The 14,100-nt window shown below is 41.7% G+C and carries 16 protein-coding genes; 9 read left to right on the top strand and 7 right to left on the bottom strand.

Going from position 1 to position 14,100, the window contains the following annotated elements; genetic code table 11:
- The first annotated feature begins 178 nt into the window (after nucleotides 1-178).
- Nucleotides 179-1,699 carry an acetaldehyde dehydrogenase ExaC gene (gene exaC, locus HM131_RS03165; protein ID WP_085027862.1) on the top strand — a complete coding sequence of 507 codons (1,521 nt, stop codon included), beginning with the start codon at nucleotides 179-181 and terminating at the stop codon, nucleotides 1,697-1,699.
- A 56-nt stretch (nucleotides 1,700-1,755) separates the two neighbouring features.
- Nucleotides 1,756-2,124: a DUF779 domain-containing protein gene (locus tag HM131_RS03160; protein ID WP_085027860.1), complete on the top strand. Its 369-nt coding sequence runs from the start codon at nucleotides 1,756-1,758 to the stop codon at nucleotides 2,122-2,124.
- 38 nt (nucleotides 2,125-2,162) lie between these two features.
- Here the strand turns inward: HM131_RS03160 and HM131_RS03155 are convergent, their stop codons facing one another.
- Nucleotides 2,163-2,870 (bottom strand): alpha/beta fold hydrolase, encoded by a 708-nt coding sequence (locus HM131_RS03155; protein WP_085027858.1) that lies wholly within the window; start codon nucleotides 2,868-2,870, stop codon nucleotides 2,163-2,165.
- A gap of 1 nt (nucleotide 2,871) precedes the next feature.
- Complete coding sequence (locus HM131_RS03150) at nucleotides 2,872-3,606, bottom strand: GNAT family N-acetyltransferase (protein ID WP_198162708.1); 735 nt, start codon at nucleotides 3,604-3,606, stop codon at nucleotides 2,872-2,874.
- A 136-nt stretch (nucleotides 3,607-3,742) separates the two neighbouring features.
- Between HM131_RS03150 and HM131_RS03145 the strand changes: the two genes are divergently transcribed.
- Nucleotides 3,743-4,753: an NADP-dependent oxidoreductase gene (locus tag HM131_RS03145; RefSeq protein ID WP_085027853.1), complete on the top strand. Its 1,011-nt coding sequence runs from the start codon at nucleotides 3,743-3,745 to the stop codon at nucleotides 4,751-4,753.
- A 50-nt stretch (nucleotides 4,754-4,803) separates the two neighbouring features.
- Here HM131_RS03145 and HM131_RS03140 read toward each other — a convergent pair whose 3' ends face one another.
- Nucleotides 4,804-5,634 (bottom strand): STAS domain-containing protein, encoded by an 831-nt coding sequence (locus tag HM131_RS03140; protein WP_085027852.1) that lies wholly within the window; start codon nucleotides 5,632-5,634, stop codon nucleotides 4,804-4,806.
- A 153-nt stretch (nucleotides 5,635-5,787) separates the two neighbouring features.
- Between HM131_RS03140 and HM131_RS20555 the strand changes: the two genes are divergently transcribed.
- Complete coding sequence (locus HM131_RS20555) at nucleotides 5,788-5,952, top strand: hypothetical protein (RefSeq protein WP_157130751.1); 165 nt, start codon at nucleotides 5,788-5,790, stop codon at nucleotides 5,950-5,952.
- 154 nt (nucleotides 5,953-6,106) lie between these two features.
- Nucleotides 6,107-6,271, top strand: a complete 165-nt coding sequence (locus HM131_RS21030; protein ID WP_232324864.1) for a hypothetical protein — start codon at nucleotides 6,107-6,109, stop codon at nucleotides 6,269-6,271.
- Between the two features lie 25 nt (nucleotides 6,272-6,296).
- Here the strand turns inward: HM131_RS21030 and HM131_RS03130 are convergent, their stop codons facing one another.
- The 3 genes from HM131_RS03130 to HM131_RS03120 are packed head-to-tail and all read right to left on the bottom strand — an operon-like array spanning nucleotide 6,297 to nucleotide 9,028.
- The gene (locus HM131_RS03130) at nucleotides 6,297-6,665 is read right to left on the bottom strand and encodes a thiol-disulfide oxidoreductase DCC family protein (RefSeq protein WP_085027848.1); all 369 of its coding nucleotides are present in this window, start codon (nucleotides 6,663-6,665) and stop codon (nucleotides 6,297-6,299) included.
- Between the two features lie 21 nt (nucleotides 6,666-6,686).
- Nucleotides 6,687-8,426 carry an aminodeoxychorismate synthase component I gene (gene pabB / locus HM131_RS03125; RefSeq protein ID WP_085027846.1) on the bottom strand — a complete coding sequence of 580 codons (1,740 nt, stop codon included), beginning with the start codon at nucleotides 8,424-8,426 and terminating at the stop codon, nucleotides 6,687-6,689.
- Nucleotides 8,423-9,028, bottom strand: a complete 606-nt coding sequence (locus HM131_RS03120; protein ID WP_085027844.1) for an anthranilate synthase component II — start codon at nucleotides 9,026-9,028, stop codon at nucleotides 8,423-8,425. The genes pabB and HM131_RS03120 overlap by 4 nt, the downstream gene beginning before the upstream one ends.
- 187 nt (nucleotides 9,029-9,215) lie before the next feature.
- On the opposite strand from HM131_RS03120, the gene HM131_RS03115 reads away from it, so the two are divergent.
- Genes HM131_RS03115 through HM131_RS03100 form a run of 4 tightly spaced genes read left to right on the top strand, consistent with a single transcriptional unit; the run spans nucleotide 9,216 to nucleotide 12,434 of the window.
- Complete coding sequence (locus tag HM131_RS03115; RefSeq protein WP_232324863.1) at nucleotides 9,216-10,568, top strand: sensor histidine kinase; 1,353 nt, start codon at nucleotides 9,216-9,218, stop codon at nucleotides 10,566-10,568.
- Nucleotides 10,549-11,169: a response regulator gene (locus HM131_RS03110; protein WP_085027842.1), complete on the top strand. Its 621-nt coding sequence runs from the start codon at nucleotides 10,549-10,551 to the stop codon at nucleotides 11,167-11,169. Before HM131_RS03115 ends, HM131_RS03110 begins: the two co-directional genes overlap by 20 nt.
- A 9-nt stretch (nucleotides 11,170-11,178) precedes the next feature.
- On the top strand, nucleotides 11,179-11,652 hold the full coding sequence (locus HM131_RS03105; RefSeq protein WP_085027840.1) for an 8-oxo-dGTP diphosphatase: 474 nt from the start codon (nucleotides 11,179-11,181) through the stop codon (nucleotides 11,650-11,652).
- 59 nt (nucleotides 11,653-11,711) lie between these two features.
- Nucleotides 11,712-12,434 (top strand): Bax inhibitor-1/YccA family protein, encoded by a 723-nt coding sequence (locus tag HM131_RS03100; RefSeq protein WP_085027837.1) that lies wholly within the window; start codon nucleotides 11,712-11,714, stop codon nucleotides 12,432-12,434.
- A gap of 352 nt (nucleotides 12,435-12,786) precedes the next feature.
- Here the strand turns inward: HM131_RS03100 and HM131_RS03095 are convergent, their stop codons facing one another.
- A complete protein-coding gene (locus tag HM131_RS03095; RefSeq protein WP_085027835.1) occupies nucleotides 12,787-14,094 on the bottom strand; it encodes an alpha/beta hydrolase in 1,308 nt (435 codons plus the stop codon).
- Nucleotides 14,095-14,100 lie beyond the last annotated feature (6 nt).

Genomic DNA, 14,100 nt, shown 5'->3' with positions numbered 1-14,100 from the left:
GATAAAACTATTATAACAAATGGTGTAAAGACTGCAGAAAAACAGCGTACAAACGGCTTTATTTTCTAATAATTGACAAGATTCTGTTAAAGTGATAGTTTCAAAGTAAGTGACTTACATTTACATACCCTTGTTTGTAAGCGCTCTCACAAATTGCGATATAGGAGGAATGAACATAATGGTTTATGCATTTCCGAACACAGAAGGATCCATTGTTCAGTACAAAGAACGTTACGATAATTTTATTGGTGGAAAATGGACTCCCCCTGTAAAAGGTGAATACTTCGAAAACGTCACCCCTGTGACTGGCCAGCCTTTTTGTCAGGTTGCCAGATCTACAGAAGAAGATATCGAACTAGCGATCGACGCTGCTCATAAGGCGAAAGATGCGTGGGGTAAGACTTCTGCAGCTGAAAGATCATTAATCCTAAACCGTATTGCAGACCGTATGGAAGAGAATTCAGAAAAACTTGCCGTGGCAGAAACGTGGGAAAATGGTAAAGCTGTTCGCGAAACGTTAAATGCCGATATTCCTCTTGCTGTTGATCACTTCCGTTATTTCGCCTCCGTTATCCGCGCACAGGAAGGATCGATCGGAGAGATTGATAATGATACGATCGCTTACCACTTCCATGAGCCGCTTGGCGTTGTAGGACAAATCATTCCATGGAACTTCCCACTCTTAATGGCCGTTTGGAAAATAGCCCCTGCTTTAGCTGCTGGAAATGCTATTGTGCTTAAACCAGCAGAGCAGACTCCTGCTTCTATGCTTTACTTCCTTGAAATGATCGAGGACCTTTTGCCTGACGGAGTCTTGAATGTAGTCAACGGCTTTGGTCTTGAAGCAGGAAAACCTTTAGCGCAAAACCCTAGAATCAATAAAGTCGCGTTTACTGGAGAAACTACAACTGGCCGTATGATTATGCAGTATGCGTCGCAAAATATCATTCCTGTCACGCTTGAACTTGGTGGTAAATCACCGAACATTTTCTTTGAAGACGTGATGAAAGAAGATGATGATTTCTTAGATAAAACGATTGAAGGAATGGTCATGTTCGCCTTGAACCAGGGTGAAGTTTGTACATGCCCTTCACGTGCTCTGATCCAGGAATCTATTTACGATCAATTTATGGACCGTGCGATTGAGCGAGTGAAATCTATTAAATCAGGTAACCCTCTTGATCCTGAAGTCATGATGGGTGCTCAAGCTTCCTCGGAACAGCTGGAGAAAATCCTTTCCTACCTTCAAATCGGTAAAGAAGAAGGTGCTGAGTGTCTTGTTGGCGGAGAAAGAAATCAGTTAGATGGAGACTTTAAAGATGGTTATTACGTTCAGCCGACTATTTTCAAAGGGAATAACCAAATGCGTGTATTCCAGGAAGAAATATTCGGACCAGTTCTATCTGTCACGACATTCAAAGACCAAGAAGAGGCCATGAGCATCGCAAATGACACTCTCTACGGTTTAGGTGCTGGTGTATGGACTCGTGATATGAACACAGCCTACCGCTTCGGAAGAGGCATTGAAGCTGGTCGTGTTTGGACTAACTGCTACCACGCCTACCCTGCTCACGCAGCGTTTGGCGGATATAAGATGTCCGGAATAGGACGCGAAAACCATAAGATGATGCTGAATCATTATCAGCAGACGAAAAACATGCTTGTAAGCTACAGCCCTCAGAAGCTTGGGTTCTTTTAATCGTCAATGTCCTCTCTCTTCAAAGAAATACAACATTAAGTGAGGAGATGAATAAAATGGTCGAACGTGTAACCGCTACGGATGCCGCGCTCGATTTAATCGAAAAATTAAGGGAAAAACACGGCCCCCTCATGTTTCACCAATCGGGCGGCTGTTGTGATGGCAGTTCTCCTATGTGTTATCAAGAGGGAGACCTGCTGATCGGCAGTCAGGATGTTTTACTTGGAGAAATCGGTCAAACCCCTTTCTACATCAATAAAAAACAGTATGACTATTGGAAGCATACTCAGTTGATCATTGATGTCGTTGATGGCCGAGGTGGGATGTTCTCCTTGGAAGGGGTTGAAGGAAAGAGGTTTTTATCAAGGTCAAGGGCCTTTACAGATGAAGAGTATCAAGAATTAAAAGCTGCCAATCAAGTCTAACTGTAAAGACGCGTCCTCATGATTAGGGACGCGTCTTTTTATGTGTGTCTTTTTATAAATTGCTCTAGTATGAATGTATAAAGCTCGGGCTGATCTTGATGGACTAAGTGACCGGCGAATGGTAAAAGAGCCACATGGACGTGTTCACATTCACCATAAATCGAGGCTCCTTTTAATTCATGTGAATTGTTTTCTCCTGTTAAGTATAAGATAGGAACCTGCAATTCCTTTATGGCCCTTGTTTGTTCAAAAGGATACCATTCCTCATCTCGGGCCAAATAAATGAATTCTCGCCAATTTGTATTATGTAATTGGTTAAAATAATGAACCTGTTCTTCGTTCCTGAGCAGCCGCCGCTGCCTCTCCACCTCTTGTCTGTGCATGTACCTCCAGTTTGCAGGCTTTTCAGGCAAGACTCCTGACAGGCACAGACTTTTCACCCTGCTTGGATAGCGTTGAGCAAAAAAGATCCCGACAAGGGCCCCAAGCGAGCATCCTGCCAAGTGTACGGAGTCAATATTGTAAACATTTAAGGTTTCTTCTAAATCTTTAGCTGAATCCTCAAAAAAATGGCTGAAATCATCGCTGAAGGAATTGCCGTGACCTCTAAGATCAGGTAATAGTATTTGATAATTATTACTGAAATACTCCGATTGATATTGAAAGTCTGTCTGTCCTGTTTGAAGTCCCGTATGTAAAAAGACGATGGGGTCTCCTTCACCTTTGATAGACGTATGTAACTGCAACCTACTTCCCTCCAATCTTCCGACTATATACTTTCACACGATCTATGATGGTGCATTGATTATTTTCAAATACTTTCTGCATCGGCACATTTTTGACGCTCGTTGCTCCAATGCTGTAGAAAGCTCCAAATTTCTTTTTTAATAGAAACAAGCCTTGACGATATAAAGCAGAGCTTTTTCCTTTTCCACGCTCCTCAGGAATCAGCCCAAAATAAAAAATACGGCCCTCTCCCTCTGTTCCAGGTTCAATGTGCGGCATAACAACGCCTATCGGCTTTCCCTGTTCAAAGGCGATACAACATGAATCCTTATAGGATGGCCCGAGTTCTTTTTCAACACTTTTCATCTGTTCATCCATATCCAAGTAGGAAGCAGCGTTGAGTGAACCTTCCATAGCCTTTCCCCAAATGTTTTTGAACTGTTCAGAAGAGACTTCATGTAACGATTTTAAAACAAAGGCTTCCTCAGGTTCTACCTGCTGCAAATCACATCGGACAAAAACACTCTGATCGCGGAGTTTGAATTGAAGGTTTTCAAGGCGATTACCCACTTGTGCGGCCAAAGAATCCTCTAACAGTATCGTTAAATGATCTACTTTCTGGATACGCTCATCCTTTACTAGTTCTTCAGCTAACATTAGAACTTCATCAGACGATAACTGATGAGTGTCTTCAACCGTTACAAAATTCTCTCCTTCAACGAATTTTACCTTTTCATATAATCTTTCTTTCTTCAAAACAACAATTCCTCCCTGCGTACTCCTCATTATATCTATAGTAACGCATCCAAAACTTGTTTGGTAATCAAATCAATTCCATCTTCCCCCTATTCCAAGATACAATAGGGATAGATTTCAGAAAGGAGTTTTGTAGATGAATCATGAAATACATCTCGTAAAACGACCAGAAGCTGCACCTACCCATGAACATTTTGAAATGGTAGAAAGCGAAAAGCCAGAACCTGGTGAAGGGGAAGTACTAGTCAAAATGCTTTATGTATCCGTCGACCCTTATATGAGAGGGCGGATGAATGACACGAAGTCTTATATTGCTCCTTTTGAACTGAACGCACCGATCGAAGGCGGTGCTATAGCAGAGGTCACACATTCAAAAGCCTCTCATCTTTCTGAAGGTGATATCATTACAGGTATGCTTCCTTGGAAGGAATATGCTGTAGCAAAAGCTGATTCTCTTCGAAAAATCGACCCGAGTCTCGGACCGGTCACAACTTCTTTAGGAGTCCTGGGTATGCCTGGACTAACCGCTTACTTTGGCTTGATGGATATCGGACAGCCTAAAGAAGGAGAAACGATTGTTGTTTCTGGAGCTGCTGGTGCTGTAGGAACTACCGTTGTACAGATTGGAAAAATCGTAGGCTGCCGCGTTGTCGGCATTGCTGGTTCTGATGAGAAAACCAGCTACTTGAAAGATGAGCTTGGCGTTGATGAAACCATCAACTATAAAAAAGAAAATGTGTACGAAGCGCTCCAGAAGGCATGCCCAGATGGCATTGATGTTTATTTTGACAACGTGGGCGGAGACATCTCTGATGCCGTGTATCCTCAACTGAATAAGTTCGCTCGAATTACTCAGTGCGGTGCAATCGCTTCCTACAATGTACCAAATGACCAAGGACCAAGAATGCAGATGCATTTAATCAAATCCAGCGCATTGATTAAAGGATTTACGGTCGGTGACTATCAAGATCGCTTTAAAGAAGGATTCGATGAGCTTTCTAAATGGTTGAAAGAAGGAAGACTTACTTATGAAGAAACGGTTGTAGAAGGATTTGAAAATATACCAGATGCTTTCTTCGGCTTGTTCGAGGGTTCCAATTTAGGAAAGCAGCTCGTCAAGGTAGCAGAGCCGTCTCACTCCTCATAATAAGGGAATCATAAAGAAAAGGGTCTCGTCACGAGGCCCTTTTCTGAATACTAATATTCATTTAATTCTTTTACAAGTCCAATGTCATCTAGAGCCTGATGCAAACTGGCTTTAGTTGAAATCTGAGTAAATTTCATTCCCATCCCTACCACAGAGCGCGCAATTTCCGGACGAATACCGGTCATGGTCGTTTTTACTCCTACTAATTCAAGAGCATGGACTACCTGATAAATATTATGAGCAACCACTGTATCAATAACAGGAACTCCAGAGATATCAATAAACAAATGACTCAAGTCCAGTTCTGTACTTTGCTGCAAAGATGTTTCCATGACTAATTGGGCACGATCAGAATCAATCTCTCCAATGAGCGGTAAAACAGCAATCCCCTTCGTTATCGGGACAACCGGAACTGAGAGCTCCTCTACTACCTCCTGAGCCTTTTCCCAATCTTCCTGGTGATGTTTAATGTAAACGTCGCTAAGCTTCGATGTAACCGTATCAAATAAAGGTGAGATGGTTTTAATCACGTAAAGAATCGTAGCAGAAGAGAACGATTGGTTCAGTCGATCCTCTTCGAATATGTACCAGATTGCATTTTTCACAAAATTGATGGATGTCTGAAGGTATTGAAGCGAAACTCCTTCTTCCCATCCTATTTCTCCGGTCTCTGAGATCCATTGCTCCAAGCTCTCTACACGATAAGTCCCTTTATTCAGGAGACCTTCAGAAATAAAGTTCAGCAACTCCAACCTTTTTTCTTTCAGCCGAACACTTAATTCACCCGATTCCTCTTTCTTCTCCAATTCAGTCAAAATCAATGCCAGCTCTTCTTTACTTTCAGTAATTTTTTCACCAATATAGGTGTATGAAATACTCATAGCCGCTCTCCTCGTATTTATTATACTTATATAATAAAGGGGCTTTACTGTTTTGTAAAATGTTTACCTGTCCATTTCCATTTTAAGAAATAATGTGTTGAACGACACATTATTGGTAAAGTAAACTTTACGTTAAGCTAAATGAAGGGCTTTATGAAAAATGTAATTCGTGAGAGACGCAACGATCCACGTTTTCTTGCTAAATCCTCTGCATGGATGGTGACATCAGCTTTCATGGTCATTGCCTGGGCCGTCATTATTCTTATAGAAGGAGCATCCTTTTCATTTTTTGTTATGTCATTTTTATATGTAACGTAACCCACTGTATCGCTTAGGTGGTGACTAGTACACATCAGGCATGCCAACACTAGAATACGAAAGAAGAGGGTGTGTTAAAAAAGCTACTGATTCTTCCTCTTTTAATTACCCCAGTTCTTATTGCGAATTAAAGACAGAAAAAGGAGATTTAAAGATGAATAAGATTTCCCTGCTCATTTTTATTTTTTTAAGTATTCTTTTCATAGCAAACGGACTCTATCAGGGACTTGTAAATGATAGTTGGCAAGCGCTTATTTTTGGAGTCATTGTTATCATTTTAGGGACATATAGCTTCAATAAAAAAAAGAAGAAAAAATAAAAAGATCTCCGACCGGAGATCTTTTTTATGCGTATCTCGGGATCTCATAGCGTCCAAACCACTGATAACGGCGGCTGGAAAACCACCGGTATAAAGGAGAGCCCATTCGATTCATTCCTGGCAGATACAAAATCAGACCTAGAATCGAAACCGGAGGAAGAACGAGCAAAAGGTAACGAATGGTAGCAAACCCTTGCTTGATCTCCCCTTCCTTCGTAAGCATGTGTATTTCATCTAAGGTGTTACGTCCTTCAAGATATGAATACTTCCCGGACTTCTCCACTTCCTGAACAGACACCCACTTCACTTGGTTGAGCCAATCAAATTTACGAAATATCCTTTTCACTTGAAAGCAGAAGGGGCATTGGGCATCGTAAAATACAACGTTCTTCATGTCTACATCTCCTTTAATCTTCTATAAGTGACGGGCCATCTTAACTCTCACCCATCCCCTTACACCATTAACCATCCAAATTTCATTAAAATGATCGAGATCTTTTTTATACAAAACCTTCTCTTGAATCCTTCCCTCTTCTATCAGCTTTTCTCGAAAGGTACCTGCGAGTAAACCTGATTCCACAGGGGGCGTGTAGTAACCCTCTCCTTCTTTGACAACAAGGTTTGCCATAGTGAATTCCGTAAGCTGCCCCTTTGAATTCCACAATAAGACTGCAAACGCTTGAGGATCATTGTGTTCGCGATACATCTCCCTGTTTGTCGTTTTATGATAAAAGAAAGGGTTGCTTTCATCGATCGGTTTTATTGCAAGGGAACAGGTGACTTCTTCTAAGGTTTGCGTTATAGCCGTCATTTCGAAGCTTGGCATTCCAGACGGTTCGATTAACATCCGTATCTTATATAATCCCCTCTCATATTCAGCAGCAATTTTTAAAAGTTTTGTACGCAGCTTTTGAATATCAAGCGGATATTCGAAATAACGGGCAGATAGAGCAACTCTACTTAAATGCCGTTCAAGCAGTGGGATATTTCCATTTATAAGCTTCATCGTCTCCAAAAGCTCAAAGTTTGGTCTCTTCTCTGTAAGGAGGCGAGCCTTTGTATGAATTTCTTCGTATTCTCCTTTGGAAGTAGAATCCCACGTCACTCCTCCTCCTGTTCCATAAATGGCTTTTCCTGAATCATGATTAATCATTACGGTTCGGATCGGGACGTTGAATACAGCTTCGCGATCAGGTGTCATATAACCAATCGCACCGCAATAAACCTCCCGAGGCGATTGTTCAAGTTTTTCAATGTACTCCATTGTCCTCACTTTTGGAGCTCCAGTAATCGATCCGCATGGGAAAAGGGCCTGGAACACTTCCATCATCGATGTGTTGCTTGGGAGCTTTCCTGTGATGGTTGAGGTCATCTGATGAACGGTAGGGTATGTTTCTATTTCGAATAAGCGAGGAACTTTTACAGAACCCGGCACAGCTACTCTACCAAGATCATTTCTGAGCAGGTCTACAATCATTAGGTTTTCTGAGCGTTCTTTATCAGATGAATAAAGCCGCTTCTTTTGCCCTTCGTCCTCTGCTGTCCACCTTCCCCTTTTAGCTGTCCCTTTCATGGGTTTTGTCGTAATGGTATCTCCATCAATTCGGAAAAACAACTCAGGGGAAGCGGACAATAGCCGAAATTCCCCCATGTTTAAATAAGCGCTGTATGATGATTTCTGATTATCTGCCAACTGTCTGTAAAACGCGAAATCATCCCCGTGAAATGTCGATTGAAGTCTTGTCGTGTAATTCACCTGGTACGTATTTCCTTGTTCAATCGCTTGTTTAATTTTCTTAATTCCGTCTGCATACTCCTGATAATCCCCATCGGCGTGCCAACCTGATACTTCATAAGTACCTAATTGCCCAGGGTCCTGGAAGGATTCGGGACTTTTAAATATTCCAAACCACACAAGAGGCCACTCTGCTTTCGATGATACAGTAAAAGCAGAGTCAAATGCTGGAGCAGCTTCATAGGAGACGTAGCCTGCAGCATAAAACCCTCGGGCGAGAAATTTTTCTACACGCTGAAAAGCCTCTTCTACTCCTTCCAGGGTGACTGCCTTTATCACCTGCTCTGGTTTAGTAAACACTTTTGACTTTTGTATTCCATCCGAATCTTTGAATTCAAATAATAGATAGGGATTATTCATACAAGTACCTCACTTAACTTCCTGTTTCTAATAGCTAAAGCATTGCGGTACGCATTCTCCAGCATCTCAAACCCATACTCTGTCAATATGGATTCTGGATGAAATTGAATGCCCTCTATCGGAAACTTTTTGTGGCGAAAAGCCATGACGACACCATCTGATGTACGTGCGCTGACTTCGAGTGATAAAGGAAGGTTCTCATCAGGTGTAATAAGAGAATGATAACGAGTGACATTTAACGGACTATCCATTCCTTCGAATACAGTTTTCCCATCGTGTGTGATGGAACTGACTTTGCCGTGCATCGGTCTGTGGCCCTTTGCTACTTTTCCTCCAAAATAATCCACGATTAACTGATGACCTAAGCAAATGCCAAGCATCGGGATTTTCTGATGAAAGACATCCAGGACCTCTTTACTGATCCCCGTCTCTTCAGGGCTGCCAGGTCCAGGAGACAATACGATAAGGGCCGGGTCTGCTTCTTCTATTTGAGCTACCGTCACTTTATCATGTCTATAGACGACTACATGGCTGTCCATCTGTTTAAAATATTGAACTAAATTATATGTGAATGAATCATAATTATCGATAATTAAGATCATACTCGCACCCTCAAATCAAAAATTGTCCTACTCCTCTATTATACAAGCTATTACGACCAAATCCATCCCATTTGCTGCCTGTTCTTCCATTAGACTTTTAGCGGTTTCAAGTAAAAAAGAATCGAAAAATACTGGTAGCTGTATTAGAATAAAAAGAAAGATTGATCGTCGTTAGGTGGGAGACTCAATGAAGCACAGCATTATTCAATCTAAAGGCTTCTGGATTAATATAGCCTTAATTATTGTTGGGGCAACGATGCCCCTTTGGCTTACTGTGGAATTGTCAGGGCTTGGATCCTTAATGGAAAAACTCAGAATGGAACCTGATGGCACCACGTTAATGCTAGCAGCATTTGCTTTAGTCCTTCTCAACACTATAAGAGCTTTCCCTCACTATATAGGGGCTTTGCTTTTAGGGGATGAACTGAGTGCTCATACTGGAAAGGGATGGGTCAAATTTATTGTCCCTTTGACCGTTATCCCTCTGGTTTATCTCATCATAAACGGTTATAGTGTATTAAACTATCATTTTGGCGGACCTGCCTTACTCTTGTTATTGTCTATAGCCATCTTACATTTACTAGGAAAAGGGCAGTTGCGGCCTTTATTTAAAGCTTTTATCCTTACACAGCTGTTATTTGGTTTTCAATGGCTCGACACGGTAGCCTTCCTCACTGCATTCGGGTTCGGAGGCGGCCCTTTATCCACAGAGGTTAAATTGATTGCCGAGCAGCTCGGCTTTAATGGAGCCCTTTCTTTTTACAGTCTTGTCTTATGTGGGGTTTCGTTCATTAACGCCCTCGTCCTCACTATCTATTTAACCGTATCAGAACAAAAACGAAAGATGAGACAGGACTTAGACATCGCAAGGCTCGACATGGTGGAGTCAAGATCAGGACGTGAAGCTCTTCACCTTGTACATGACTTAAAAACCCCCTTATCTCTGATGGAAGGCTTGAATTCTCTCATTCAAATGAAGACAGAAGATCCAGAGATTCTTAATTATACGAATAAAATCTCATCTTCCATCCAATCCACCAGTGATATGGTTTCAGAAATCTTGTACCATGAGAAGAAAAATTGGTGTACGCTAAAAACTTTTATTGAATATGTAAGAGCTAATAAACTATCCGAATCAGACACCATTTATGAGTTTGACCTTAAAGCCGATGCTCGTATCGAAATTCATATTAATAAAATTCGTATGACACGGGCGCTTGTCAATCTGATTGATAATGCCAGTGACGCTGTAGAAGGACAAGCGGATGCAAGAGTAACCATTTGTACTGAGATGGATCATCCTGGCATATTAATTGGCGTGAAAGACAACGGCCATGGAATTAGCCAAGAGAATATTGAGAAAATCTGGAATACGGGATACAGCACGAAATCCCACCCAGGAGTAGGATTGACATTTGTTAAAAGTGTGGTGAAGGAACACGGAGCTGAGTTGACGATTGAGAGTGAAGAAGGATTCGGCACGACGTTCTGGATTCATATACCGAAGGAGAGGGTACGAGATGAAAATTTTGATCATTGATAATGATGAATCACTTCGATATATGCTGACCGAATTTTGTAAGCACGCCCAGTGGGATTCCGATACAGCAGAGAACGGTCGGGAAGGCATCGAAAAATTCAAATCAGGGGAATATGATGTCATTTTAGTAGATTACCATATGCCCGAAATGGACGGACTTCAAACTGTCCGCGAGATTCGGAAACAAAATGAGTATATTCCGATTCTCGTCTTGACTGTAGATGAGAGACAGGAAATTGCGGACAGATTTCTGGAAGAAGGAGCAACGGATTTTGCCTTAAAGCCAGTTAAAGCTCCAGACTTGATATCTCGGATAAAACTCCATGCGCAAATCGCAAATATGAAAAATGTGCAGGAAGAAGAGGAAGACGTATTTACAGCCAAGGGGATCAGCAAAGGAACTCTTCAATCGATCGCTAATTTCTTAAAAGAAAATCGTGAACCTTATTCTGTCGATGTAATCTCTAAAAAAATCGGTCTTGCTTATCCTACAGTGTACCGTTATTTGATGCACCTTCTTGAGGAAGGAAAAGTAAAGCAAGTCGTCAGTCATCAAAAGATCGGCAGACCAAAGAAATTATACAAATGGTACACTCATTAGGAGAAACACATGTCTAAAATCAACTTCAAAGCATGGACGGTTTGTATGATCAAGGACGGAGATTCCATTTTGCTTATTGACAGGAAAAGGAATGATTTTGATGGCTTTATCCCCCCTGGAGGAAAGGTCGATTTCCCTGAAGCTATTGTTGACGGTGCGATACGTGAGGTTAAAGAAGAAACAGGACTTGACGTAAAGAACTTACGCTTCAAAGGAATCAATGAGTATGTAAACCCTGTAACGTTGGATCATTACATGATCTTCAACTACATAACAAGTGACTTTTCCGGGAAGCTTTTAGAAAATCCTCCAGAGGGAGATCTTCATTGGGTAGATATTGAAGATCTAGAACAAGTTCCTATGCAGCCTTCCTTCCGCAAACGCCTCCCCTACTTTTTTAAAGAAGGAACTTTCGAAATCCATGTAGAGTGGGACGAAGAAGCTGATCAACCGAAAAGCTTTGACATTCATCATCTTGTATAATTTTTAAGAATAACTGCAATTATTATTTAATAGATTTTATCAAAAAGGGCGTGAAGGTTATGAGAACAGGGAATCCGGTGCTTAAAAACAATACCTTTCAATCAAGAAGTGCAGGAGCTACGATGACTTTAGGAGGAACAGTGGCAAAAATAAGCTTATTATTCCTCTTCCTGCTCGGAACGGCAGCTTACACATGGTATCAGTATTCTTTAGGTGCTGATGTAACGCTGATGATGGTGATTGGTGCCATTGGCGGCTTAATCTTTGCATTAATCACAGCCTTCATTCCCAAAGCCGCTCCTATAACCGCCCCCATTTATGCAGCACTGGAAGGCTTTTTTATTGGCGGTATTTCGGCTTTTTTCGAAGCCAGCTATACCGGTATCGTCATTCAAGCAGCTTCCCTTACGTTAGCAGTGATGGGCGTTCTGCTGATTCTTTATGCAACAAGGATTATTAAAGTAACGAAAAATTTCAGGTCGATGGTTGTTTCCGCTACCCTTGGCATTTTTGTTGTTTATTTAATTAATTTTATCCTGAATATATTCTTTGGCATGCAAGTCCCCTATCTCCACTCAAGCGGACCTGTTGGAATTGGGATTAGCTTATTCATCGTAGCGATTGCGGCACTGAATCTTGTTTTAGACTTTGATTTTATTGAAGAAGGTGCTAAAAGAGGAGCTCCGAAACATATGGAATGGTACGGAGCTTTCGGACTGATTGTCACCCTTGTCTGGCTGTACATTGAAATCCTTCGCCTTTTACAGAAGATCAGACGATAAAAGGAGCGCTGAAAGGCACTCCTTTTTTAATGAATTAATTATATATAGCAGGATTGTGGAAGACTAGATTTCGAGGTAACTTAGGTTCGTTACCTTGGGTGAGGTTTGATGTGTCTGGGAAACGACTCGCTTTCCTTCGGGGGGATTGGCTGGCAAGATCCCGCAGGTTGACAAACCGAGGAAGCTTGCCGTCATCCCCGCGGAAAGCGAGCCATTTTCCCGAACACCTATCTAATACTTCGAAACGGAAACATTCATCCATAAACCTCGAAGCTGAGTCTTTAGGATAAGGGAGCTTTTATAGAATAAGCCACTTAAATCAAAAAATTAGTACTAGAGTATTATGAAGTATTTAGTTGAATCCATTTTCTTTCAGAAATTCCACTATTCCTTGTACGAGTCCTTCTGCAAGAGGCTTCGATGGATCTCCGTATGTTTTGAGATTCTCTTCACGCTCTTCAGGGGCTTCTTTTAACACATGGTTCATCTTTTCAATCACCAGTAGTTCTGCTTCAGGCTGGGCCTCTTTCAATAATTCAGCATCTTTTACAGGTACTTGTATATCATGTTCTCCGCTCACTAAAAGCACCGGTACCTCTAACGACTTGATTATCTCTTGTGGATCATACTCCATCCAGGACATAAGGAATGGCTGTATAGATGGATGAAAGACACTCTGGAGTGAGTTACTAACTTCTGGTACGGTATCCCCATTCCGTAGTGCATCAAGAATTGATAAGCTCTCTTGATAGGCATCCTCTGGTAAACTATCTTTAAGTTGATCGTTTAATATTTGATCGATCGACCTCCCGGCTCCAGCAATTGATACAAAAGCGTCTACGTCCGCTTCTTTTGCCCCGGCCATACCCACTAGAGACCCCTGACTATGCCCAATAACAGCTAACTTATTAAAACGTGCATCCCTGTTAATCTTTTCCATCCACCTACCAGCATCTTCAATAAACTGTTCAAACCGTATTTCTTCTTGAGGAATGATCGCTTGAGCATTTTTTCCTGCCCCTCGTTTGTCATACCTTACACTCGCAATCCCCTGTGCTGCCAGCTGCTCTGCCAAAAACTTCAGACTGTTGTTTTTGCCACCCGGACCATTACCATTACGATCTGTAGGTCCCGATCCTGGAATGATCAAAGCTACTGGAAAGACGTCTCCTTTACGAGGAAGTACAACGGAGCCGTACAACGTTCCAGTATCCGTCTCTACAGTCATGAATTCTTCTTCATCTTGTTTTGACTTATGATCTCCAGAGGATTTTTTCAAATTAAATGGAAAGCTTTGACCTGCTTGAGTAAACGTCCCTTTGATATCATCTCCTTCTACCACTCCGTTGAAGACAAGAGACTGGCCAGAAACCGGCATCTGAAAAGACAGCTCGTGTTCTTGAAGCTGGATATCTGTCAGCGAGAAACCTTCCACATTTTGAGCAGGAATGGTGATTGAACCTTTTATTCCATTGTCTTTTTCAAATGTAACCTCGATGTCTAATGGCTGGTTAGGGACTTGAATCGCTCCCCTCCACTCCCCTGCAATATCTTCAACTTTCATTTTTTTATCCCCCTCCTTTTTACCATTTGGATCATCTCCGCATCCGGAGGTAATAAGTAAAAGGAATACAATCATACCCGGCAACCATTTCCACATAGAAGA

The sequence above is a fragment of the Halobacillus mangrovi genome (assembly GCF_002097535.1).
Lineage (GTDB): Bacteria > Bacillota > Bacilli > Bacillales > Halobacillaceae > Halobacillus > Halobacillus mangrovi_A.
This window is presented reverse-complemented; position numbering and strand designations above follow the sequence as displayed.

What these genes read in the sequence shown, in the direction of transcription:
- HM131_RS20555 (WP_157130751.1), top strand. Translation starts at nt 5,788, where the DNA reads ATGAAAAATGTAATTCGTGAGAGACGCAACGATCCACGTTTTCTTGCT.
- HM131_RS03110 (WP_085027842.1), top strand. Translation starts at nt 10,549, where the DNA reads ATGAAAATTTTGATCATTGATAATGATGAATCACTTCGATATATGCTG.
- HM131_RS03100 (WP_085027837.1), top strand. Translation starts at nt 11,712, where the DNA reads ATGAGAACAGGGAATCCGGTGCTTAAAAACAATACCTTTCAATCAAGA.
- HM131_RS03140 (WP_085027852.1), bottom strand. Translation starts at nt 5,634, where the DNA reads ATGAGTATTTCATACACCTATATTGGTGAAAAAATTACTGAAAGTAAA.
- HM131_RS03145 (WP_085027853.1), top strand. Translation starts at nt 3,743, where the DNA reads ATGAATCATGAAATACATCTCGTAAAACGACCAGAAGCTGCACCTACC.
- HM131_RS03115 (WP_232324863.1), top strand. Translation starts at nt 9,216, where the DNA reads ATGAAGCACAGCATTATTCAATCTAAAGGCTTCTGGATTAATATAGCC.
- HM131_RS03105 (WP_085027840.1), top strand. Translation starts at nt 11,179, where the DNA reads ATGTCTAAAATCAACTTCAAAGCATGGACGGTTTGTATGATCAAGGAC.
- HM131_RS03130 (WP_085027848.1), bottom strand. Translation starts at nt 6,665, where the DNA reads ATGAAGAACGTTGTATTTTACGATGCCCAATGCCCCTTCTGCTTTCAA.
- HM131_RS03095 (WP_085027835.1), bottom strand. Translation starts at nt 14,094, where the DNA reads ATGTGGAAATGGTTGCCGGGTATGATTGTATTCCTTTTACTTATTACC.
- HM131_RS03120 (WP_085027844.1), bottom strand. Translation starts at nt 9,028, where the DNA reads ATGATCTTAATTATCGATAATTATGATTCATTCACATATAATTTAGTT.
- HM131_RS03160 (WP_085027860.1), top strand. Translation starts at nt 1,756, where the DNA reads ATGGTCGAACGTGTAACCGCTACGGATGCCGCGCTCGATTTAATCGAA.
- pabB (WP_085027846.1), bottom strand. Translation starts at nt 8,426, where the DNA reads ATGAATAATCCCTATCTATTATTTGAATTCAAAGATTCGGATGGAATA.
- exaC (WP_085027862.1), top strand. Translation starts at nt 179, where the DNA reads ATGGTTTATGCATTTCCGAACACAGAAGGATCCATTGTTCAGTACAAA.
- HM131_RS21030 (WP_232324864.1), top strand. Translation starts at nt 6,107, where the DNA reads ATGAATAAGATTTCCCTGCTCATTTTTATTTTTTTAAGTATTCTTTTC.